The sequence below is a fragment of the Aquabacterium commune genome (genome assembly GCF_004362855.1).
GTDB classification, from domain to species: Bacteria; Pseudomonadota; Gammaproteobacteria; order Burkholderiales; family Burkholderiaceae_C; genus Aquabacterium; species Aquabacterium commune.
The window spans coordinates 598,945-618,367 of the sequence record NZ_SNXW01000001.1 but is presented as its reverse complement, the minus strand read 5'-3'; the positions used below and the strand labels follow the sequence as shown (position 1 = coordinate 618,367).

Here is a 19,423-nt window from a genome sequence, read left to right as displayed (position 1 = left end):
TGACGGGCCTGGATGGGCCCTGACGTGACAAAGCCGCTGGTGGTGAGCCAGCGGCTTTTTTCATGGGGCTTGCCTCAGTCTTTCAGTCCCTCAGTCCCTCAGTCCTTGAGGAACATCGCCTGCAGGTCGCTCAGGAAGTCGAAGCCTTTGGCGGTGGGCCACGCGCGGGCCAGGTCGCGCTGCAGCAGGCCTTTGGCTTCGGCCTCGGCCAGGGGCTGCTGGATGCTGGCCAGGGTCAGGCCGGTGCGCTCGGTGAAGCGCAGCAGCTCGAAGCCGTCTTTGAGGCGCAGGGCGTTCATCATGAACTCGAAGCCGCGGGCCGACAGGGCCACGTCCTGCTCGTTGGAGACGGCCAGGCCTTGCGCGGCCTTGTCCATGTAGGTGGCCGGCTCGCGCCAGCGCACTTGGCGCACGATGCGATCGGGGAAGCTGATCTTGCTGTGCGCGCCGGCGCCGATGCCGAGGTAGTCGCCGAACTGCCAGTAGTTGAGGTTGTGGGCGCAGTGATGACCGGTGCGCGCGTAGGCCGAGACCTCGTAGCGCTGCAGGCCGGCGGCAGCGGTGCGCTCGACGAGGTGGTCGAGCATGTCGAAGGCGGTGTCCTCGTCGGGCAGGCCTTCAGGCGGGCGCGTGGCGAAGGCCGTGTTGGGCTCCATCGTGAGGTGGTAGAGCGACAGGTGCGGTGGCTCGAAGGCCAGGGCCTGGGACAGGTCGGCGTCCAGATCTGCCGGGCTCTGGCCAGGCAGGGCGTACATCAGGTCGAGGTTGAAGGTCTCGAAGTGACGCTGGGCTTCCTCGACGGCGGCGAGGGCCTGGGCACGGTCGTGCACGCGGCCCAAGGCCTTGAGTTTGGCGTCGTCGAAGCTCTGCACGCCGATGGACAGGCGCGTCACGCCGGCTTCGCGGAAGGCCTTGAAGCGGTCGCGCTCGAAGGTGCCGGGGTTGGCCTCCAGCGTGATCTCACAGGCGGCTTCGAGTGGCAGGCGGGCGCGGATGTCGGCCAGCAGGCGGTCGATGCTGTCGGGTGAGAACAGGCTGGGCGTGCCGCCGCCGATGAAGACGGTGAACACGCGACGGCCCCAGATTTGCGGCAGGGCGGCTTCCAGGTCGGCGCGCAGGGCGTCGAGGTAGCGGGCCTCCAGCGGTGCGCGCTCGGTGGCATCGGACTTCAATTCGTGGGAATTGAAGTCACAGTACGGGCACTTTTTCAGGCACCAGGGCAGGTGCACGTAAAGCGACAGTGGCGGCAGGGCGCTCAGGGCGCCGGGGCGTTGCAGGGTGATCATCGCTCGGGGTGGTCCTGCCAGGGCCAGAAGGGTGTGGCGGCCGAGGCTGCAGCGTCCAGGCCCCATCGCGTGCGCATCATCTCCAGCAAGTGGCCGCAGGCCAGGGCGCGGTGGCTGATGGCGTTTTTGATGGCGGGGTCGAGCTGCGCGGCGCTTTGCGCGTGGGCGGGGATCCACAGCAGCGGGTCATAGCCGAAACCATGCTCGCCCTGTGCGGCTTGCAGCAGCTCGCCACGCCACTGGCCTTCGGCGATGAGCGGTTCGGGGTCGTCGGCGTGGCGCACGGCCACCAGCAGGCAGGTGAAGTGGGCGCCGCGCTGCGCCTGGCCGGCCATCTGCGTGAGCAGCCAGGCGTTGTTGGCCGCATCGATCTGCTCGCGCGGCAGGCCTTCGGCGATGCGGCCGGCGTCCACCGCGTGGCGGGCCGAGCGCACGCCCGGCGCACCGCCCAGCGCGTCCACGCACAGGCCGGAGTCGTCGGCCAGGGCGGGCGCTTGGGCCAGGGCCGCTGCGTGGCGGGCCTTGGCCAGGGCGTTCTCGACGAAGGTGAGGTGGGGTTCCTCGGCCTCCGGGATGCCCAAGCTGCCCTGCGTGACCAGCTCAACGCCCAGCGGCGCGATCAAGGCCTGCAGCTCGCGCAGCTTCTTGGCGTTGTTGGAGGCGAGGATGAGGCGCTTGGGCATGGCGGTCTTCCCGTGTGCTGCTCTGTGGTTTTCAGCCCTTGACCAGGGGCTGGGCCAGTGCGGCAGCTTGCGCGGCGATCAGCTCGCGGATGCCCTTGTCGGCCAGGGCCAGCAACTGGTCCATCTCGGCGCGGCTGAACGCAGCACCTTCGGCCGTGCCCTGCACCTCGACGAAATGGCCGGCGCCGGTCATGACGACGTTCATGTCGGTGTCGCAGGCCGAGTCTTCGGTGTATTCGAGGTCGAGCAGCGGCGTACCTTCGACGATGCCCACGCTGATGGCGGCCACCGGGTTGACGATGGGGCTGACGGCGATCTTGCCGGCGGCGATCAGGCCTTGGACCGCATCGCCCAGGGCCACATAGGCGCCGGTGATGGCGGCGGTGCGGGTGCCGCCATCGGCCTGGATGACGTCACAGTCGATGACGATGGAACGCTCGCCCAGCTTGGCCAGGTCCACCACGGCGCGCAGGCTGCGGCCGATCAGGCGCTGGATTTCCTGCGTGCGGCCACTTTGCTTGCCGCGGGCGGCTTCGCGGTCGCTGCGGGTGTGGGTGGAGCGCGGCAGCATGCCGTACTCGGCCGTGACCCAGCCTTCGCCGCTGCCACGCTTGTGCGGCGGCACCTTCTCCTCGACGGAGGCGGTGCAGAGCACCTTGGTGTTGCCGAAGCAGATCAGCACCGAGCCTTCGGCGTGGATGGTGTAGCCGCGGGTGATGGTCAGGGGGCGCAGCGCGTCGGCGGTGCGGCCGTTGGCACGGATGTAGGTCATGGAAGCTCCACAGGATCAGGGGTGTTCGGGAATGGCAGAAGCCGTGACCTGGGACGGGTCACGGCCTGGCGCAGGTACGCAAAACTCAGTTCTTTTTGGCGTTGGCCGAGCGGCGGATGGCTTCGTTGATCTCGCGGATGGAGCGCTCGATCTCGGCATCGTCCAGCTCGTCGGCATCGCCATTGTCGCCTGGGCTGCCGGTGTTGCCCACGCTGGCCTGGATGGTCGAGGCGAAGACCTCGTCGCCCAGACTCTCGGTGGAGACGCCGGGCTGCTCCTCGTTGGAGGCCGACTCCCACTCCATGGCGAGCACGGTGACGTTGTCGCACTTGGCGCCGCCATTGCGCAGCGCGGTTTCGACCAGCTCGGGCACGGCGTCAGAGATGGCGCGGGTGGCCAGGTTGTGGGTGATGAGCTCGTCTTCCACCGTGCCCCACAGGCCGTCGGAGCACAGCAAAATGCGGTCGCCTTCCTGCAGCAGCAAGGGGCCGGCGGTGTCAACCACGGGCTTGCCGGGGCTGCCCAGGCAGGTGAAGAGCACGTTGCGGTTGTAGCGCTCGTTGAGCGGCACGACCGAGGAGATGGTGTTTTGCAGCTCCGAGTAGGAGTGGTCGCGCGTGCGGGCGATGAGTTTGTCGCCGCGCACGAAGTACAGGCGCGAGTCGCCGCAGTGCGCCCAGTAGGCCGTGTTGCCTTGCAGGATGCAGGCCACCAGGGTGGTGCGGGGGGTGTCCATCAGGCCACGTTCGCTGGCGTAGCGCAGCAGTTGGTGGTGGCCGGCCATGATGGCGTCCTGCAGGAAGCGGATCGGGTCGGCCAGGCGCGGTTTGGCGTCGCGTTGGTACAAGGCCGCCATGGTTTGCAGGGCGAGCTGCGAGGCCATCTCGCCTTCGGGGTGTCCGCCCATGCCATCGGCCAGCGCGAACAGGCCGGAGTCCCGCGTGTAGCAGTAACCCATGCGGTCTTCGTTCTTCTCGCGGCCGCCCTTGCGGCTGATCTGGTAAACGGAGAATCTCATGCCAGCGCCATGCCTTCCAGGTCGTCCTCAGGCCTTCGCCCCGGATTTGAGGTTTTCGAGTTGCAGCTTCACGCGTTCGGAGAAGGTCAGCTTGGAGTAGCGGCGCTCGGTCTCGCGGGCCAGCTCTTTTTGCAGCGCGAACACGCTCTGCGGCCGGGCCAGCGGGTCCAGGGACATGCACCACTCGGTCACCTCGATGAGGTTATCCGAATAGACATTGCGCAGTCGGGACAAAGACAGACCCAAGCGGTCTTTTTCGAGGCGTTGGGGTGCGTCGTTCGGAGGGTAGCCCTGCATGCAGGCGTAGATGCACGCGCCGATGGCGTAGATGTCCGTCCAGGGGCCCAGCGAGCCGTCGCGGCGGTACATCTCGGGCGCGGCAAAGCCGGGCGTGTACATCGGGCGGATGAAGTTGCCTTCCTTGGACAGCACCTCGCGCGCGGCACCGAAATCGAGCAGCACCGCCTTGTTCTCGTTGGTGATGAAGATGTTGGCCGGCTTGATGTCCAGGTGCAGCATCTTGTGCTGGTGCACGATGCGCAGGCCACGCAGGATCTCGTCGAACAGGCTGCGGATGGTGGACTCGCGGAACACCTTGTCGCGCTTCAAGTCACGCGCGGTGACGATGAAATCCTGCAGGGTGTCGCCCTGGAGGTAGTTCATCACCATGTAAACGGTTTCGTTCTCGCGGAAGAAGTTCAGCACCGACACCACACTCGGATGGGCGATCTGGGCCAGCGAGCGGCCTTCTTCGAAGAAACTTTTCAGCCCCAGGCGGTAGAGTGGCTGCTTGTCAGGCTTGACGCGCGGGATGAGCTCGCCCGCCGAGCGCTCGGCCAGCGATGCGGGCAGGTATTCTTTGAGGGCGACCAGGCGCTTGTCCGGGTCTTCCGCGAGGTAAACCACGCCGAAACCGCCTGCGGCGAGCTTCTTGACGATCTGGTAGCCACCCACGACGGTGCCCGAGGGCAGCGGAGCGGGTTTCGGCTTTGACATAATCGCGTTTTGTCTGGGTGAATATCCATGTCAGTCTACTCCATGACCGGCTTTGCCAGCGCGGTGGCGTCGGCCCCCGACCACGTCGGTGAAAACACCGATGACGACGGGGCTTCGAGCGCATCGCGCCGGCACGCCAGCGGGGCGGTGGGCGCCGAGTTGCGCTCGGTCAACAGCCGCTTCCTGGACCTGAGCTTCAAGCTGGCCGACGAGTTCCGCGCCCTGGAGCCCGCCCTGCGCGACCTGCTGACGGCCTCGTTCAAGCGCGGCAAGATCGAGCTGCGCATGCAGCCCCAGCGCGCCGCCGACGCCGGTTGGCCCCAGCCCCAGCCCGAGCAGCTGCACACCCTGGCCCGCCTGGAGGGCACGGTGCAGAACTGGCTGCCCAAGGCCGGGCCGCTGTCGGTCAACGAGGTGCTGAACTGGTGCCGCGCCGCGGCGCCCTCGGTGAAGCTGGAAGAGGCCGCGCTGGAAGCCGCCCGCCAGGCCATCGTGGCCCTGGCCGAGGCCCGCGAGCGCGAGGGCGCCCGCCTGGTCGGCATCCTGAAAGACAAGCTGTTGGCGCTGAAGGCCCTGGCCGAGCAGGCCCAGCCCCTGGTGCCCCAGGCCGTGCAGCGCCAGCAGGAGCGCTTCGTCCAGAAATACCAGGAAGCGCTGCAGGCCGTGGGCGGCAACGTGACGCCCGAGGTCGCCCAGGAGCGCGCCTTGCAGGAAGCCGCGGCTTACGCGCTGCGCATCGACGTGGACGAAGAACTGCAGCGCCTGAAGGCCCACCTCGACGAGATCGGTCGCCTGCTGAAAAAAGGCGGCGAGGTCGGCAAGCGCCTCGATTTCCTCATCCAGGAACTGCACCGCGAGGCCAACACCCTGGGCGCGAAGGCGGCTGCGCTGGAGTTGACGCAGATCTCGGTGGACATGAAGGTCCTCATCGAGCAGATGCGCGAGCAGGTGCAAAACCTCGAATGAACCGGCCATGACTTCGGCCCAAGACCCACAGGACACTGCGATGGATTACCCCGGCAACCTCTTCGTCGTCTCGGCGCCCAGCGGCACGGGCAAATCCAGCCTGGTCAAGGCGCTGCTGGAGCTGGACTCGCACCTGCGGGTCAGCGTCTCGCACACCACCCGCGCACCGCGTGGCCAGGAGCAGCACGGCCGCGAGTACTGGTTCACCTCGAAAGAGGAGTTCCAGGCCATGGTCGAGCGCGGTGACTTCTTCGAGCACGCCGAGGTCCATGGCAATTGCTACGGCACCTCGCGCAAGGCCATCGAGGAGCGCATCCAGGGCGGCGAGGACGTGGTGCTCGAAATCGACTGGCAGGGCGCCCTGCAGATGAAGCAGGCGTTTCCCTACGCGGTGCTGATCTTCATCTTGCCGCCCAGCTACGAAGAGCTGCTGCAGCGCCTGAACCGCCGCGGCGAGGATTCGCCCGAAACCATCGAATTGCGCATGGCGAACGCGCGCATCGAGGTCGCGCAGGCGCAATACTTCGATTTCATCGTGGTCAATGCCCTGTTCGAGTCGGCTTTGTTCGATTTGAAGGCCATTGTTCACTCGCAGCGGTTAAAATATGTTGCTCAGCGTCGGAACAAGTCAGCCGTGTTCCGTGCGCTCCACCTGGTCTGACCAGGTCTTGGCTTTTTGGAGAGACACATGGCCCGCATCACCGTCGAAGACTGCCTGCAAAAGATCCCCAACCGCTTTCAGCTGGTGCTGGCCGCAACCTACCGTGCCCGCATGCTGAGCCAGGGCCACACGCCCAAGATCGAATCGCGCAACAAGCCCAGCGTGACCGCCCTGCGCGAAATCGCCGGTGGCCACGTGGGCCTGGAAATGCTGCGCAAGGTGCCGACGACCTGAACGTTGTTTGACGGTCTCTGGACCGTCCGAAGGCCCGCCCAAGCAGGTCTTTCGCCGCAAGGCCCGCTTCGCGCGGGCCTTTTGCATTGAATTTCGCATGGCGCACCGTCTTGCACACCCGCTTTTCCATTCATCCTCTCCCCCACAGGGGCGCCCCATCCGCGCTACATTTTGTCCATGAGCACAGTCACCGACGCGGCAGCGGCTTCTTTTGCCGCGCTGACCCACAAACTGGACTACCTGGACGAGGCGGACATCCGCCGGGTGCGTGACGCCTACCGTTTCGCCGACGAGGCCCACCTGGGGCAGTTCCGCGCCAGTGGCGAGCCCTACATCACGCACCCCATCGCGGTGGCGGGCTTGTGCGCCGACTGGAAGCTCGACGCCCAGGCCATCATGGCCGCGCTCATGCACGACGCCATGGAGGACTGTGGCGTCACCAAGATCGAGCTGATCGAGCGCTTCGGCGCACCCACGGCCGAGATCGTCGATGGCCTGACCAAGTTGGACAAGCTGCAGTTCTCGACCAAGGAGGAGTCTCAGGCCGAGTCCTTCCGCAAGATGCTGCTGGCGATGGCGCGCGACGTGCGCGTCATCCTCATCAAGCTGGCCGACCGCCTGCACAACATGCGCACGATGGCAGCGATGGTGGCGCACAAGCGCTCGCGCATCGCCCGTGAGACGCTGGAAATCTACGTGCCGATCGCGCACCGGCTGGGCCTGAACCAGACCTACCGCGAGCTGCAGGAGCTGTCGTTCCAGTACATCAACCCCTGGCGGCACGCGGTGCTGGCCAAGGCCGTCAAGCGCACGCGGGGCAACCGCCGCGATTTGGTGGAGCGCATCCGCAAGGACGTCGAAGAGGCTTTCTCGGACGCCGACATGCACGTCGAGGTCTATGGCCGCGAGAAGACGATCTTCTCCATCTACAACAAGATGATCGAAAAGCGCCTGACCTTCGCGCAGGTCAGCGACATCTTCGGCTTCCGCATCGTCACCCGCGAGCTGCTGGACTGCTACCGCGCCCTGGGCGTGCTGCACCAGCTCTACAAGCCGCTGCCCGGGCGTTTCAAGGACTACATCGCCATGCCCAAGGCGAACGGTTATCAGTCCCTGCACACGACGCTGGTCAACCCGGTGGGCACGGCGGTGGAGTTCCAGATCCGTTCGCAGGCCATGCACGCCGTGGCGGAGAAGGGCATCGCCGCGCACTGGATGTACAAGGAGCAGGAGGGCGCTGAAACCGGCACCTCGCCCCAGCAGGCGGCGGTGTGGCTGCAGTCGCTCATCGACATCCAGCACGAGACCCGCGATTCGGCCGAGTTCCTGGAGCACCTCAAGATCGACCTGTTCCCCGAGTCGGTCTATGTGCTGACGCCGAAGTCACGCATCGTGGCTTTGCCCAAGGGCGCGACGCCGGTGGATTTCGCCTACGCCATCCATTCGGGGGTGGGCGACCGCTGCGTGTCGGTGAAGGTCAATGGCGAGGCCGTGCCTTTGCGCACGACCTTGCGCAGTGGCGATGTGGTGGAGATCATCACGGCGCCGGGCGCGCGGCCCAACCCGGCCTGGCTGAACTTCGTGGCCACGGGGCGTGCGCGTTCCAAGATCCGCAGCTACCTGAAGAACATGGAGGCGGAAGAGTCTTTGGCGCTGGGCGAGAAGCTGCTGACGCAGGCTTTGCGCGCCGAGGGCCTGACCTTGCCGCCGGGCGCCGAAGACAGCGAAGGCGACACCGGCGCACTGTGGCAGTCCCTCACCCGTTGGGGCGGCAACCGCAGTCGCGACGAGCTGCTGGTGGAGATCGGCCTGGGCCGCAAGATCGCGACCATGGTGGCCAAGCGCCTGGCCCAGATCATGGCCGAGCAGGGCGAGCGCCCCGATGCGCTCACGCTGACGCTGGGCCGTTTTGCCGCCTCAGAGGCACCGGCCCTGGCGGCCGTGACCATCGATGGCAGCGAGGGTGCGACGGTGCAGCTGGCGGCGTGCTGCTGCCCGGTGCCGGGCGACCCGATCGCCGGCTACCTGGGTCGTGGCGAAGGTCTGGTCGTGCACACCCAGACCTGCGGCACGGGCAAGCGCCTGTTCGAGCGCGACAGCGAGCGTTGGATCGACGTGAGCTGGTCCGAGGAGCCCACCCGCCTGTTCGAGACCGTGATCAAGGTGCTGGTGGCCAACGGCAAGGGCGTGCTGGCCCAGGTGGCGGCCAGCATCAGCAGCGCCGAGACCGACATCACCCACATCGAGATGGGCGACGAGCGTCTGGGCGAGACGGCCGAGCTCAAGCTCACCGTGGCCGTGCGCGACACCGAGCACCTGGCCGATGTGATGCGCATCCTGCGCCGTTGCCCGGTGGTGCTCAAGGTGGACCGCGTCTGTCCCTGAACCGGTGGGCTTGAGACGGTGGGCCGCTCAATGCGCGGTCGGTGGGGCCGGGTAGCGCACCTGGATGACCTCCAGTCGCTCCAGGCCGCCTGGCGTCATCAGCTGGACCTCGTCGCCCTCGCGTGACTTCAACAGCGCCCGTGCCACGGGCGACACCCAGCTCACTTCGCCCTGCAGCGCGTCGGCCTCGTCGATGCCCTTGATGGTGATGGTGCGGCTGACGCCCGCCTGCGTTTCGTAGGTCACGGTGGCGCCGAAGAAGACCTGGTCGCTGCCGTGGTGCTGGCTGGGGTCGGCCACCTCGGCGATGTCCAGGCGTTTGGTCAGGAAGCGGATGCGGCGGTCGATTTCGCGCAGGCGCTTCTTGCCGTAGATGTAGTCGCCGTTCTCGGAGCGGTCGCCGTTGGAGGCGGCCCAGTGGACGATCTCCACGACCTTGGGGCGTTCGGTGTCGATGAGGTTGATCAGCTCGGTGCGCAGGCGCAGGTAGCCCTGCGGCGTCATGTAGTTGCGGGTGCCCGCGGGCAGGGGCGGCAGGCTGAGGTCGTCGTCGTCCTCGCCGCCGTCCGATTCCTTGGTGAAGGCTTTGCTCATGGGTTGGGATTGTGCCGAATCCGCACCGGCTCCGACAGCGCCTGCGGGATTGCGCCACTTGTTCACGGCCCGCACGGCTTTGTGGCCAGGCGGTGCCCCCACGCAGCGGCGAATCTCGCAAAAATGAAATATCGGTGGCTGGCCGTGTGCGGTGTCTCAGAAAGTGAGGTGCGCATGGCCACCCGGATGTACTGCAGTTGCTGTCGGAGTTGTGCAAGATGTCACACGTGATCCCCCTGGGCCCCGGTGCCCGCATGCTCACCACCCGTGAAGCGGCTTTGCGCCTGGGCGTGTCCCTGCGCACGGTGCAACTGTGGGTCGAGGCAGACATCCTGCCGGCGGCACGCACGCCCGGCGGCCACCGCCGCATCCCTTACAACGCGGTTGAGGCGCTGGCGCTGAGCACCGGCCTGGGCGGCGAGCCCCTGGCGCGCCCCTCACGGCTGCGCCCGAGCGGAGATTTCACGGCCGAACCCCTGCGCGATGCCCCGCCCAAGGCGCGCCGTCATGTCGGTGGCATGGGACTGGCGATGCCGCAGGTGGACGTGCTGCTGGTGGCCGATGACGATGCCTGGCAGAACCGCTGCAAGCAGGCCCTCGCGCCATTCGGCTCGGCGGTGAAGTTGCGCTTTGCCGAGACCGGCTACCTCGCGCTGCTGCAGATCGGCCAGTCCGCACCGGACCTGCTCATCACCAACCTGGAGTTGCCCGGCATGGACGGCCTGGCGATGCTGCGCACGCTGCAGCGTTGCGAGTCCATGGCCGGCATGCGCGTGCTGGCGCTCACCCACCTGGACGAGCACGAGTTGGCCCGCCGCGGTGGCGTACCCGAGTGCGCCGAGCTGCTGCACCTGCCGGTCTCGGCCGAGGCCGTGGCGGTGAGGGTGGGGCGCTGGTTGCTGGGCCAAAGGGTCAGCTGAAGCGACATCGCCATCCACGACAACACCCTCGGAGTCCACCATGAACGAAGCCTTCAGACTCCTTTTTGACCAGGTCAAGAGCGGGGTGGTCTGGGTCGAGCGCAACGGCACCGTGCGCTACGCCAACAAAGCAGCCGTGCAGATGACGCCCGTCATGCTGGGCCAGGCCATGCTGGACCCGGTCGCTGCGCGCACCGTCAAGGCCGCTGGGCAGGACATGCTCAGCCTGCCGTTTCAGTTCGAGCTGACCACGCAGGAGGCCACGCCAGACACCATCCGCGCGGTGGTGATCGGCGCGCCGGTGGGCAAGGACCTGATGGTCGTGCTCAACAACGTTTCCGAGGAGCGCTGGTACTCGCACGCGCTGGAAAACCTCGTCGGCTACATCGAGGCCGAGATGGCCCACCCCATCGAAGCGCTGGCCCAGAAGCTGCCGCAGATCGCGCAGCTCGTGCAGCAGCCCGACAGCACCGGCGAGCTGGCCCAGCTGGTCGCCGAGGCCCACACCCTGTCGGGCAAGCTGGGCAAGCTGCGCGACCTGGTCAGCGTGTTCGGCCAGAGCGCCATCCAGCGCGATGAGCGCATCCTCCTGCCCGAGCTGGTGCGCAGCGCCATCGCCGAGGTGTTGCCACAGGCCCAGGCACGCAACGTCACCCTGGCCACGCCGGGGCTGGACGATCGCCTGCCCTCGGTCTATGGCAGTGCGCACTGGTTGGGCAAGGCCGTGGCGGAGTACCTGGAGCAGGCCATCCGCAGCGCGCAGCCGGGCGGCCTGGTCGAGTTGTCCGTCCAGGCTTCCGGCACGCGGGTGATGGTGCGCGCCCGCAACCGCGGCATGTTCGTCTCGAACCACGAGCGTCGCAGCGCCTTCGTGCCCTTCGGGGTGGGCGATTCGGCCAAGCCGGCCGAGCCACGGCGAGGCATTGGCCTGGCCTTGAGCCAGCGCATCCTGGAGCAGCACGGCGGCTCGGTGCGCATCGAGGACGACTTCGAGTCGGTGGACTTCGTGCTGGAAATCCCGGCCGGTGCGCCGGCTTCACAGGACGCCCAGTTGTCGGTCGAGCAGGCCCAGCGCTATGCCCGCGACATGTCGCAACTGATGGCGCGCGCCATGCAAAAGCGTGTGCATCCGCAGCCCTGATCACCGGAGTTGTCCATGCCCCATCGCATCCTCATCGTCGAAGACCAGCCGGACATCTGCAAGCTCATCCGCATGACGCTGGAGTTCGGTGACTTCGAGATCCACGAAGCCCACGATGGCGAAAGCGCCTTGAACATGGCCCGCGCCACCCTGCCCACGGTGATGCTGCTGGACGTGATGATGCCGGGCCTGCTGGACGGTTACCAGGTGTGCAGCCGCATCAAGCAGGACCCGAGCCTGCGTGGCATCCAGGTGGTGATGCTGACAGCGCGTGGCCAGGCCACCGACCTGGCCGCGGGCGAGGCGGCCGGTGCCGACGCCTACCTCGTCAAGCCCTTCAGCCCGCTGGAGTTGATCGAGCGGGTCGAGGCCATGGCCGCGGCGGCCTCCGCAGCCACCACCACAGCCATCTCCGATTGAGCGCAGCGGCTGCGCATCGCTGGAGCCCCATGCCTGACGCCGCCGCACACGACGAGCTCCCCGACAGCGTGCTGCGGGTGCTCCAGCGCCTGGAGCGCATCACGGGCCGCATGCCGGTGGCACGCACCGTGGCGCTGATCATCGCGGTCGGTTTGCTGGTCACGGCACTGACCACGGCCGCTGTCTGGTGGGCCGAGCGCCAGCGCGTGCTCCGAGAGTTCGAGGCCGCCGCCGCCCGTTTCCAGATGCTGGTGCAGGACCGCCTGGACCAACGCAGTGTGATGGTCCACCAGGTGGCCAGCTGGGCGAAAGAGCAGGCCCAGGCGGCCAGTGTGCGCACCGGCACGTGGTCGTTCGAGGGCGTGACGGTCTGGCCACGCCCTGCCTTGCAAGCCGGCCCGCTGGCCGAGCGCCTTGGGGTGGACGAGCCCCTGGCCCGCGCCATCGCGCAGTGCATGGGCCGTTGGCCTGCGCAGCAGAGCGCCTGGCTGTGCCCCATGTCGCTGCCAGGCCAGGCGCTCCGTGCCTGGCTGCTGGCGGAGCGCGTCCAGGCACCGGGCTCGGGCTGGGTCACGGTGCCACTGCGGGCCGAGGCCCTGCTGGCCATGCCGCCCGACGAAGCGGTGGTGAGCCTGAAGGGCGAGTTGCTGGACGCGGTGCCGACCCAGGCCGCATCGGCACTGCAAAGCATGCATCCCTTGCGCGTGGCGGGCCGCCAGCTCACGCTGCGTGTGACCGGCGAGCAGCTCGGCGGCACCTGGCAGGATTTGGTCTCCCGCCGTGCCGGCATGTGGATCGCCGCGGGCGCCGGGATGCTGTTCACGCTGGCGGCCTTGCACGTGTACCTGATGCTGATCTCGACCCGGCGCCGTGCGCGCGAGATGTCGAGGGACATGGGCGCCGCCCTGCAACGCACCCAGTCGCGCAACCAGGCGGTGATGGACACCGCCCCTGACGCCATCCTCATGGTCGATGCTTTCGGCAAGGTGCAATGGTGCAACCAGGCCGTGGCCAGCATTTTCGGGCGCACCAGCGAGGACCTGCTCGACCAGCACCTGCAGGTCGTGCTGCCCAGCCTGGGGCAAGACACCCTGGACGCCTGGTTCGCCACCTATGGCTTTTCCAACCGCGTCATTGGCCACGAGACCACCGGGCGCCGCAACGAGGACGTGCTCTTCCCCGTGGCGGTGTCGGCCAGCCGCACCGAGGTCGATGGCGCTTTCATCCAGACCTTCATCGTGCGCGACACGACCGATGCCAAATGGGCCGAGCAGGAGCTGACCCTGCGCGACCGTGCCCTGGCCTCGTCGGCCGATGGGGTGGTCATCGTCTCCATGACCTTGCCCAACCAGCCGATGATCTACGTGAACCGCGCGTTCGAGGCCATCACGGGGTACGAGGCGCACGAGCTGCTGGGGCTCAACTGCCGCATCTTCCAGCAAGATGACACCCAGCAGCCTGGCATCGGCCTGATGCGCGAGGCCATCCGCGAGGGGCGCAGCTGCCAGGTGGTGCTGCGCAACTACCGCAAGAGTGGTGACCTCTTCTACAACGACTTGGCCATCTCCCCGGTGCTCGGTGCCGAGGGCGTGCTGACGCACTACGTGGGCGTGGCCACCGACATCACTGACCGCATCGCGGCGGAAAAAGTGCTGCTGCTGCGCACCGAGCGGCTGAACGCGGTGTTCGACCTCAGCCCCGATGGCTTTGTGGTGCTGGACAAGCGCGGCGAGGTCAGCATCGTCAACCCGTCCTTCGAGCGCATGACGGGCTTGCTGGCCGCGGACCTGGTAGGGCACTCGCTGTCGGCCTTCGAAGAGCAATTGATGGCCCGCTGTCAGGCCAGCGAGGTGGACGCGCAGACGGTCGCGGGTCTCATGGCTGGGGTGGGCGATGCGGAGGTCGGCCCGTCTGCCACGCGCGAGCTGCTGCACATGCACACGCCCAGCATCCGCACCCTGGTGCGCCGCGTGCGCCATGGCGGGCACGACAACGAAACCGTCATGTACTTCCGCGACATCACCCACGAGCTCGAGGTGGACCGCATGAAGAGCGAGTTCCTGGCCATGGCAGCGCACGAGTTGCGCACGCCCATGGTCAGCATCTTCGGCTTCACCGAGTTGCTGCTCCAGCGCCCCTTCAACGAGGAGCGGCGCAAGGACATGCTCTCGACCATCCACCGCCAGGCTTCGGTGCTGATCAACCTGGTCAACGAGCTGCTGGACCTGGCGCGCATCGAGTCGCGTCGTGGCAAGGACTTCCAGCGCGAGCGCTTGCAACTGCAGTCCCTGATCGACAGCACCGTGCAAGGCTTGCTGGTCCACAACGATCCGCGCAAGGTCGAGTGCACCTTGCCCGCAGTGCCCGTCTGGGTGGACGTGGACCGCCAGAAGCTGTCGCTGGCACTGACCAATGTGCTGTCCAACGCCTACAAGTACTCGCCACAAGGCGGCGACATCGCCCTGGACCTGGTCTGGCGCGACCGCAACGAGCGCCCGGAGTGCGGCATCCGCATCACCGACCAGGGCCTGGGCATGACGCCAGCGCAGCGCGAGAAAGTGTTCGACCGCTTCTTCCGCGCCGACACCTCGGGCAACATCCCCGGCACCGGTCTGGGCATGACCATCGTCAAGGAGATCCTGGAACTGCACGGCGGCCAGGCCTCGGTCACCAGCGAGCTGGGCGTGGGCACGACGGTCATCCTGTGGGTGCCCGCGGTGGGGGTGCCTGCGGAGCCTGCGGCAGCTGCGGGGCTGGCATCGTTGGCGTGAGACGTCGCATGCGCATCCCCGGAATGCGGGCTGCGCACCCAGAGTGCGGGCTTCACTGACTGACACGCCTGGCAAGTTGCCCCAAGATGTCGGCAGCCTGTGCCGCAGGCCTGTTTGAGGAAGTCCCAGCCCGTGTCAGCCCCGGTTCCATCGCCCGCCCTTGCCCGTCCTCGCCAGACCCCCTGGTGGCGTTGGGCCCTGTTGTCGGCTTACGTGATGGGCTTGGTCGGCGTGAGCGTGCTGGCCCGAGACCCGGCCTGGGCGCACTGGCTGGACCCGCAATGGCTCAGCCAGCAGGGCCATGCCTTGCTGGCCTTGCCGCTGGGGCCCATCGCCGTGGTGGCTGGTTATGTGCTGCTGGTGCTGATGGCCGTGCCGGTGCTGGCCCTGATCGTGGTGGGCGCCACCGTGTTCGGCCCCTGGCCTGGCATGGCCTATTCGCTGGTGGGCATGGTCACGGGGGCCACCGTGGCCTTTGCCTTTGGCCGCTTCACCGGCGCACAAGGCATGGACCGCCTGACGCAAGGGCGCCTGGGCCTGCTGAGCCGGCACCTGCACCAGCGGGGCTTGCTCACCATGGCGCTGGTGCGCTTCATGCCGGTGGCGCCCTTCATGGTCGTCAACCTGGCCGCTGGGGCCTTGCGCGTGAAACCGCGTGACTTCGTGTTGGGCTCGGCGCTGGGTCTCTTGCCCGGCACGGTGCTCATCTCGCTGTTCACCGATCGCTTGCTGTCCGCCTGGCAGGCGCCCAGCGTGCCGATGTCGGCATGGCTGAGCCTGCTGGCCATCGTGCTGCTGGCGGTCGGCGGCTGGTGGTGGAAGCGCAGTCAGCGGCGCGGTCAAAGAAAAAGCCCACAGGCGTGAACCTGTGGGCTTTGACATGGTGCGGCTGGCAGGATTCGAACCCACGACCCCTTGGTTCGTAGCCAAGTACTCTATCCAACTGAGCTACAGCCGCATGAAATGAGAAGGCCCGCAGACACAACAGCCAACGGGCCAGGCACATTCCTTGTCACACTGTTGACCACAAGGCCAGCCTTCGCTGGTTTGCTGCAACGTGTGCATTGAAAGTTCTTTGGTGCGGCTGGCAGGATTCGAACCCACGACCCCTTGGTTCGTAGCCAAGTACTCTATCCAACTGAGCTACAGCCGCCAAAGAGAACGAGACTATAGCATGGTTTCGCGACTTTGCCACCTGGCGTGACACTTTTGTGGCGATGCCACAGTGGCTCAGTGCCGATCCAGCAGGGCGGCCTGGCGGAAATAGCGTGCGGCTTCTTCCTCGCGATGCTCGCGCTCGGCCAGGCGACCCAGGCAGGCCCAGGCCTGACGGCGGCCGTCGTCGCTCAGGTCGTGGTCGTTGGCAGCCGACATCAGCATGCTGCGGGCCTTGCCCCACAGTTGCCGTTCGGCCAGCGCCAGGCCCAGCGTCAAGGCCAGCGCAGGGTTGCGCAAGGCCGCCTGGGTGGTGGCGTCGAGCCGGGGCAGCCATTCGGCCTCCAGGCCGTTGAGGGCGTGTCGCAGCGCGTGGGCCAGGGCGGTGGCGCCTTCGACGGAGGTGGCGTGGACCTGGTCCCACAACGGGGCCAGCCACTGGCGTGCTTCGGCTGGTGAGCCCAGGTCGGCCATGCGGCGCGCAGCGTGGGCGACCACCAGCGGGTCGCGGCGCTCGTGGGCATCGAGGTTCTGCCACAGGGCGCGCAGCTGGTCGGTGTCGCGCGCGGCGGCCAGGGCCTCGGTGGCCAAGGTGCGCAGCAGGCCTTCGGCGGCCACGCTGGTGAAGCCTTGGTGCTTGGCCAGCAGGCGGGCCGTGCGCAGGGCCTCCATGGGTTGGCGCGCCAGGCGGCTGGCCTGCAGTTTCAGGCGCAGGGCCTGGGTGCGGCGGCCCACGCCTGGGGGCAGTTCTTCCAGGGCGCGCAGGGCGCGGGGGGCGTCGCGGTCTTCCAGGGCGCACTCGGCGGCCAGCAGGCGCGCGCCTTCCTCGGTGGGGCGCGGCTTGCGGGTCAGCAGGGCGAGGTCGATGGCGCGCTGCAGGTGCTCGTCGCGTTTGGTGCGGTCTTGCAGGCGGTGCAGGCTGCCGGCCGACAGCATGTGGGCCAGCGCCGTGAATTCGGCGTCCAGCGCGAGTTCGGGCGTGTCGGCCTGGATGGCGACGGCGCGCTGGCAGGCCTTGTGGGCACGGGTGTAGCGGCCGGCCATGTACAGGGCCAGGCCCTCGCGCAGGGCGGCCTGGGCCTGGCGATCGCGCTGGGCCACGCGCCATTTTCGGGCGCGTTCTGGCAAATCGAAGAGGCTGTCGAGGCCGCGCACCATCGAGTAAACCGCCAGCACGAACAGCAGCAGCGCCAGCAGGAAGAGGTTGAGCGAGAGGTCCAGGCGCCATCCCATCCAGAAGATGGTGACGAGGCCGTCGTTGCCACCGAGCGCGGTGGCGCCCACCACGGCCGCCACGGCCAGCAAGAGGGTCCAGACGATGCCGTGCACGCGTGCGTCCTCAGGCTTCAGCGCCCGCCGGCCACCGCGGCCAGGGCGGCCAGGGTGTCGTCGGGGCGCGGGACGGCGGTCTGCTGGCTTTGCGCGATGACGTCGCTCACCATGGACTGCAGCAGTTGCGTTTTGCGTGACTGCGCTTCGAAGTAGCGCGGCAAGGTGCGCTCGACCAGGCGCAGGTCGGCCGCGGCCTGGGCCGTCTGGCGGCTGAGCAGGGCGAGGCGGGCATTCAGCAGGCGCAGCTTGACGTTTTCGCGCAGGAAGAAGGCCTGATCGGGTGCGATCAGCATGCCTTCAGGCTGGGCGATGCGGGTCACGCGCACCAGGCTGCGGGTCTCGCTCCAGACCGATTCGGCGGCGCCACGCGTCCAGCTCAGCACGGTGTTGCGCCAGCTGTCGTCGGAAGGTGCGACGCCGCTGATGCCGTTGCCCGGGCCCGATGCGTTGCGGCTGGCCTTGCCGTTGCTGGTTTGGCTGGGGGCTGCTGCAGGGAGCTTGCCGGCCGCTTCCGGCTGGTTGATGAGGGGGATTTCATCGACCAGGCGCACGGCTTCGTCGAGGCGGATGGTCAGGGCGTTGATGTCGGCCACGCGGGTGGCGCGGACGCGGTCGAGGTCTTTCGCGACGGCCCGGCGGACGTTGTCCAGGCGGGGTTGCTTGGCGCGGGTCAGGCGCTCATCGGCCGATTGCAGGGCGGTGACGAGGGGCTCGGCGCTCCCGGTCAGCGCGGCTTGCTGGCTGGCCACGCGCAGGCCGGCTTCCAGGTCATAGACGAGGTTTTCGTCGCGCGAGACGTTGAGCGTCTTGATGAGGTCTTCGACCTGGGAGCGCTGCAGGGCGACCTCGCTCAGGCGGGTGTCGAGCAGGGTGACGCGGGCCGCGGCTTCGCGAGCGAGCTCTTGCGCCTGCCTGGCGGCCACGCGGGCTTCGGTGGCCTGGCCCTGGCTGTCTTGCTGGCGGCGCACGAGTTCCTGCTCCAGGCCCTGGACGCGCTTGTGCGTCTGCCAGGCCAGCCAGCCCGCACCGCCTGCGGCCAGGCTGAGCACGAGCACGGCCAGGCGCACCCAGCCTGGGCCTTGCTGCAAGAAGGCGTCTGGCGTTGCTTCGGGGGCCTGCGCGGTCGCCTCGTGGGCAAGGGGCACGGCCGAAATGGGGGAGGGGAGTTCGCTCACGATGATTTCATTGTATCGACGTGGCTTGCTTGCGGCGCCAGAGTTCGCGCAGCAGCCGGCGCATCAGGGCGCCGAGCGTCGTGCCTGCACCACTGCAGCCACCGTGGGGGCGCATTGACGCACCTCACCAAACCCCTGAGCAGCGGCGTGCTCGGCGATGCGGGGGTGGGTGCACAGCGCGCGCATGCGCTGCCAGTCGGGCCGGGGTGAGGCGTGGCCCAAGGCGGGCAGGTGGTGTGCCACGAGGTGGTCGATGGCCTGGGAGCTGCTGAACAGCCAGACGTGCGCCTGAGGGGCGGCCAGGGCTTGCCGCGCCAGGGCTTGCTGAGCGCTCGCCCACATGCCTGGGCCGCGCTGGTAGGCCTGCACGGCCTCGACGTGGGCGCCAGCCCGCTGCCATTGCGCAGTCAACCAGGTGCGTCCCCGGGCGCCAGTGGTGTCGCCACCGCTGACGATGCTCACGCGCTGGTCTGGCCAGTCCAACGGCGCCAGCAGGGGCCAGAGGGCTTCGGAGTCGAACTGGGTGCTGTCCTCAGGGGGGGAGACCATGCGGTCGGGCGTCAAACCTGCCGCGGCGCCCAAGGCCAGCACCGCCTGGGCCGTGCCAGGGCCGGGAGCCGCGGCCAGTGTCTGTGCCGGCCACGCGGGCGCCGGGCTGCCGTCCCGCAAGGGCTGAGGGCGAAGGCGGAAAAACCACTCGGCCGACGCCGGGCTGACGAACATCAGCAGGCGCTGGTGGGCCAGGGTGTGCCACAGCCGGGCCACTGCCTCGGGGTGAGGCGGGCCCTCGATGGCGATGAGGGGCAGGGGCTGCGCAGCCACGCCTTGCGCCGCCAGCGCCTCGGCCCAGCCGCTGGCCTGGGGCTCGGGCCGGGTGACGAGGGTGGGCATGGCGCGCCGTGGTGTGTGTGGGG

Annotated in this window: 18 protein-coding genes and 2 tRNA genes; 9 read left to right on the top strand and 11 right to left on the bottom strand. The window is 68.0% G+C overall.

Annotation, left to right across the window (positions count from 1 at the left end; all coding sequences use genetic code 11):
- Window positions 1-98: 98 nt before the first annotated feature.
- The 5 genes from hemW to EV672_RS02760 form a co-directional block, all read right to left on the bottom strand.
- The gene (gene hemW, locus EV672_RS02780; protein ID WP_133606026.1) at window positions 99-1,286 is read right to left on the bottom strand and encodes a radical SAM family heme chaperone HemW; all 1,188 of its coding nucleotides are present in this window, start codon (window positions 1,284-1,286) and stop codon (window positions 99-101) included.
- Window positions 1,283-1,969, bottom strand: coding sequence for a non-canonical purine NTP pyrophosphatase (locus EV672_RS02775; RefSeq protein ID WP_133606025.1), 687 nt, complete (start codon window positions 1,967-1,969; stop codon window positions 1,283-1,285). Before EV672_RS02775 ends, hemW begins: the two co-directional genes overlap by 4 nt.
- 31 nt (window positions 1,970-2,000) lie before the next feature.
- Window positions 2,001-2,741 (bottom strand): ribonuclease PH, encoded by a 741-nt coding sequence (gene rph / locus EV672_RS02770; protein ID WP_133606024.1) that lies wholly within the window; start codon window positions 2,739-2,741, stop codon window positions 2,001-2,003.
- Between the two features lie 85 nt (window positions 2,742-2,826).
- Entirely contained in the window at window positions 2,827-3,759 is a 933-nt protein-coding gene (locus EV672_RS02765; protein ID WP_133606023.1) for a PP2C family protein-serine/threonine phosphatase, read from the bottom strand.
- Window positions 3,760-3,786: 27 nt separating this feature from the next.
- Entirely contained in the window at window positions 3,787-4,755 is a 969-nt protein-coding gene (locus EV672_RS02760) for a serine/threonine protein kinase (RefSeq protein ID WP_133606022.1), read from the bottom strand.
- A gap of 27 nt (window positions 4,756-4,782) precedes the next feature.
- On the opposite strand from EV672_RS02760, the gene EV672_RS02755 reads away from it, so the two are divergent.
- The 4 genes from EV672_RS02755 (at window position 4,783) to EV672_RS02740 (ending at window position 9,001) form a co-directional block, all read left to right on the top strand.
- On the top strand, window positions 4,783-5,721 hold the full coding sequence (locus EV672_RS02755; RefSeq protein ID WP_133606021.1) for a YicC/YloC family endoribonuclease: 939 nt from the start codon (window positions 4,783-4,785) through the stop codon (window positions 5,719-5,721).
- A gap of 40 nt (window positions 5,722-5,761) precedes the next feature.
- A complete protein-coding gene (gene gmk / locus EV672_RS02750) occupies window positions 5,762-6,382 on the top strand; it encodes a guanylate kinase (RefSeq protein ID WP_133606490.1) in 621 nt (206 codons plus the stop codon).
- A 27-nt stretch (window positions 6,383-6,409) separates the two neighbouring features.
- On the top strand, window positions 6,410-6,616 hold the full coding sequence (rpoZ, locus tag EV672_RS02745) for a DNA-directed RNA polymerase subunit omega (RefSeq protein WP_133606020.1): 207 nt from the start codon (window positions 6,410-6,412) through the stop codon (window positions 6,614-6,616).
- A gap of 177 nt (window positions 6,617-6,793) precedes the next feature.
- Entirely contained in the window at window positions 6,794-9,001 is a 2,208-nt protein-coding gene (locus tag EV672_RS02740) for a RelA/SpoT family protein (protein ID WP_133606019.1), read from the top strand.
- A gap of 27 nt (window positions 9,002-9,028) precedes the next feature.
- Here the strand turns inward: EV672_RS02740 and greB are convergent, their stop codons facing one another.
- A complete protein-coding gene (greB, locus tag EV672_RS02735; RefSeq protein WP_133606018.1) occupies window positions 9,029-9,595 on the bottom strand; it encodes a transcription elongation factor GreB in 567 nt (188 codons plus the stop codon).
- Between the two features lie 218 nt (window positions 9,596-9,813).
- Between greB and EV672_RS02730 the strand changes: the two genes are divergently transcribed.
- The 5 genes from EV672_RS02730 (at window position 9,814) to EV672_RS02710 (ending at window position 15,711) form a co-directional block, all read left to right on the top strand.
- Entirely contained in the window at window positions 9,814-10,515 is a 702-nt protein-coding gene (locus EV672_RS02730; RefSeq protein WP_133606017.1) for an excisionase family DNA-binding protein, read from the top strand.
- Between the two features lie 40 nt (window positions 10,516-10,555).
- The gene (locus EV672_RS02725; protein WP_133606016.1) at window positions 10,556-11,656 is read left to right on the top strand and encodes a sensor histidine kinase; all 1,101 of its coding nucleotides are present in this window, start codon (window positions 10,556-10,558) and stop codon (window positions 11,654-11,656) included.
- Between the two features lie 15 nt (window positions 11,657-11,671).
- Window positions 11,672-12,076 carry a response regulator transcription factor gene (locus EV672_RS02720; protein ID WP_133606015.1) on the top strand — a complete coding sequence of 135 codons (405 nt, stop codon included), beginning with the start codon at window positions 11,672-11,674 and terminating at the stop codon, window positions 12,074-12,076.
- Window positions 12,077-12,105: 29 nt separating this feature from the next.
- Entirely contained in the window at window positions 12,106-14,847 is a 2,742-nt protein-coding gene (locus EV672_RS02715) for a PAS domain S-box protein (protein ID WP_133606014.1), read from the top strand.
- A 132-nt stretch (window positions 14,848-14,979) separates the two neighbouring features.
- Window positions 14,980-15,711, top strand: a complete 732-nt coding sequence (locus EV672_RS02710; protein WP_133606013.1) for a TVP38/TMEM64 family protein — start codon at window positions 14,980-14,982, stop codon at window positions 15,709-15,711.
- Between the two features lie 17 nt (window positions 15,712-15,728).
- On the opposite strand, the gene EV672_RS02705 is transcribed toward EV672_RS02710, so the two are convergent.
- The 5 genes from EV672_RS02705 to EV672_RS02685 form a co-directional block, all read right to left on the bottom strand.
- Window positions 15,729-15,805, bottom strand: a tRNA-Arg gene (locus EV672_RS02705).
- A gap of 118 nt (window positions 15,806-15,923) precedes the next feature.
- Window positions 15,924-16,000 (bottom strand) — tRNA-Arg (locus EV672_RS02700).
- A 77-nt stretch (window positions 16,001-16,077) separates the two neighbouring features.
- Window positions 16,078-17,331: a heme biosynthesis protein HemY gene (locus tag EV672_RS02695; RefSeq protein WP_133606012.1), complete on the bottom strand. Its 1,254-nt coding sequence runs from the start codon at window positions 17,329-17,331 to the stop codon at window positions 16,078-16,080.
- 17 nt (window positions 17,332-17,348) lie between these two features.
- Window positions 17,349-18,509 carry a uroporphyrinogen-III C-methyltransferase gene (locus EV672_RS02690; protein ID WP_133606011.1) on the bottom strand — a complete coding sequence of 387 codons (1,161 nt, stop codon included), beginning with the start codon at window positions 18,507-18,509 and terminating at the stop codon, window positions 17,349-17,351.
- A 63-nt stretch (window positions 18,510-18,572) separates the two neighbouring features.
- Window positions 18,573-19,400: a uroporphyrinogen-III synthase gene (locus EV672_RS02685; protein ID WP_133606010.1), complete on the bottom strand. Its 828-nt coding sequence runs from the start codon at window positions 19,398-19,400 to the stop codon at window positions 18,573-18,575.
- Window positions 19,401-19,423 lie beyond the last annotated feature (23 nt).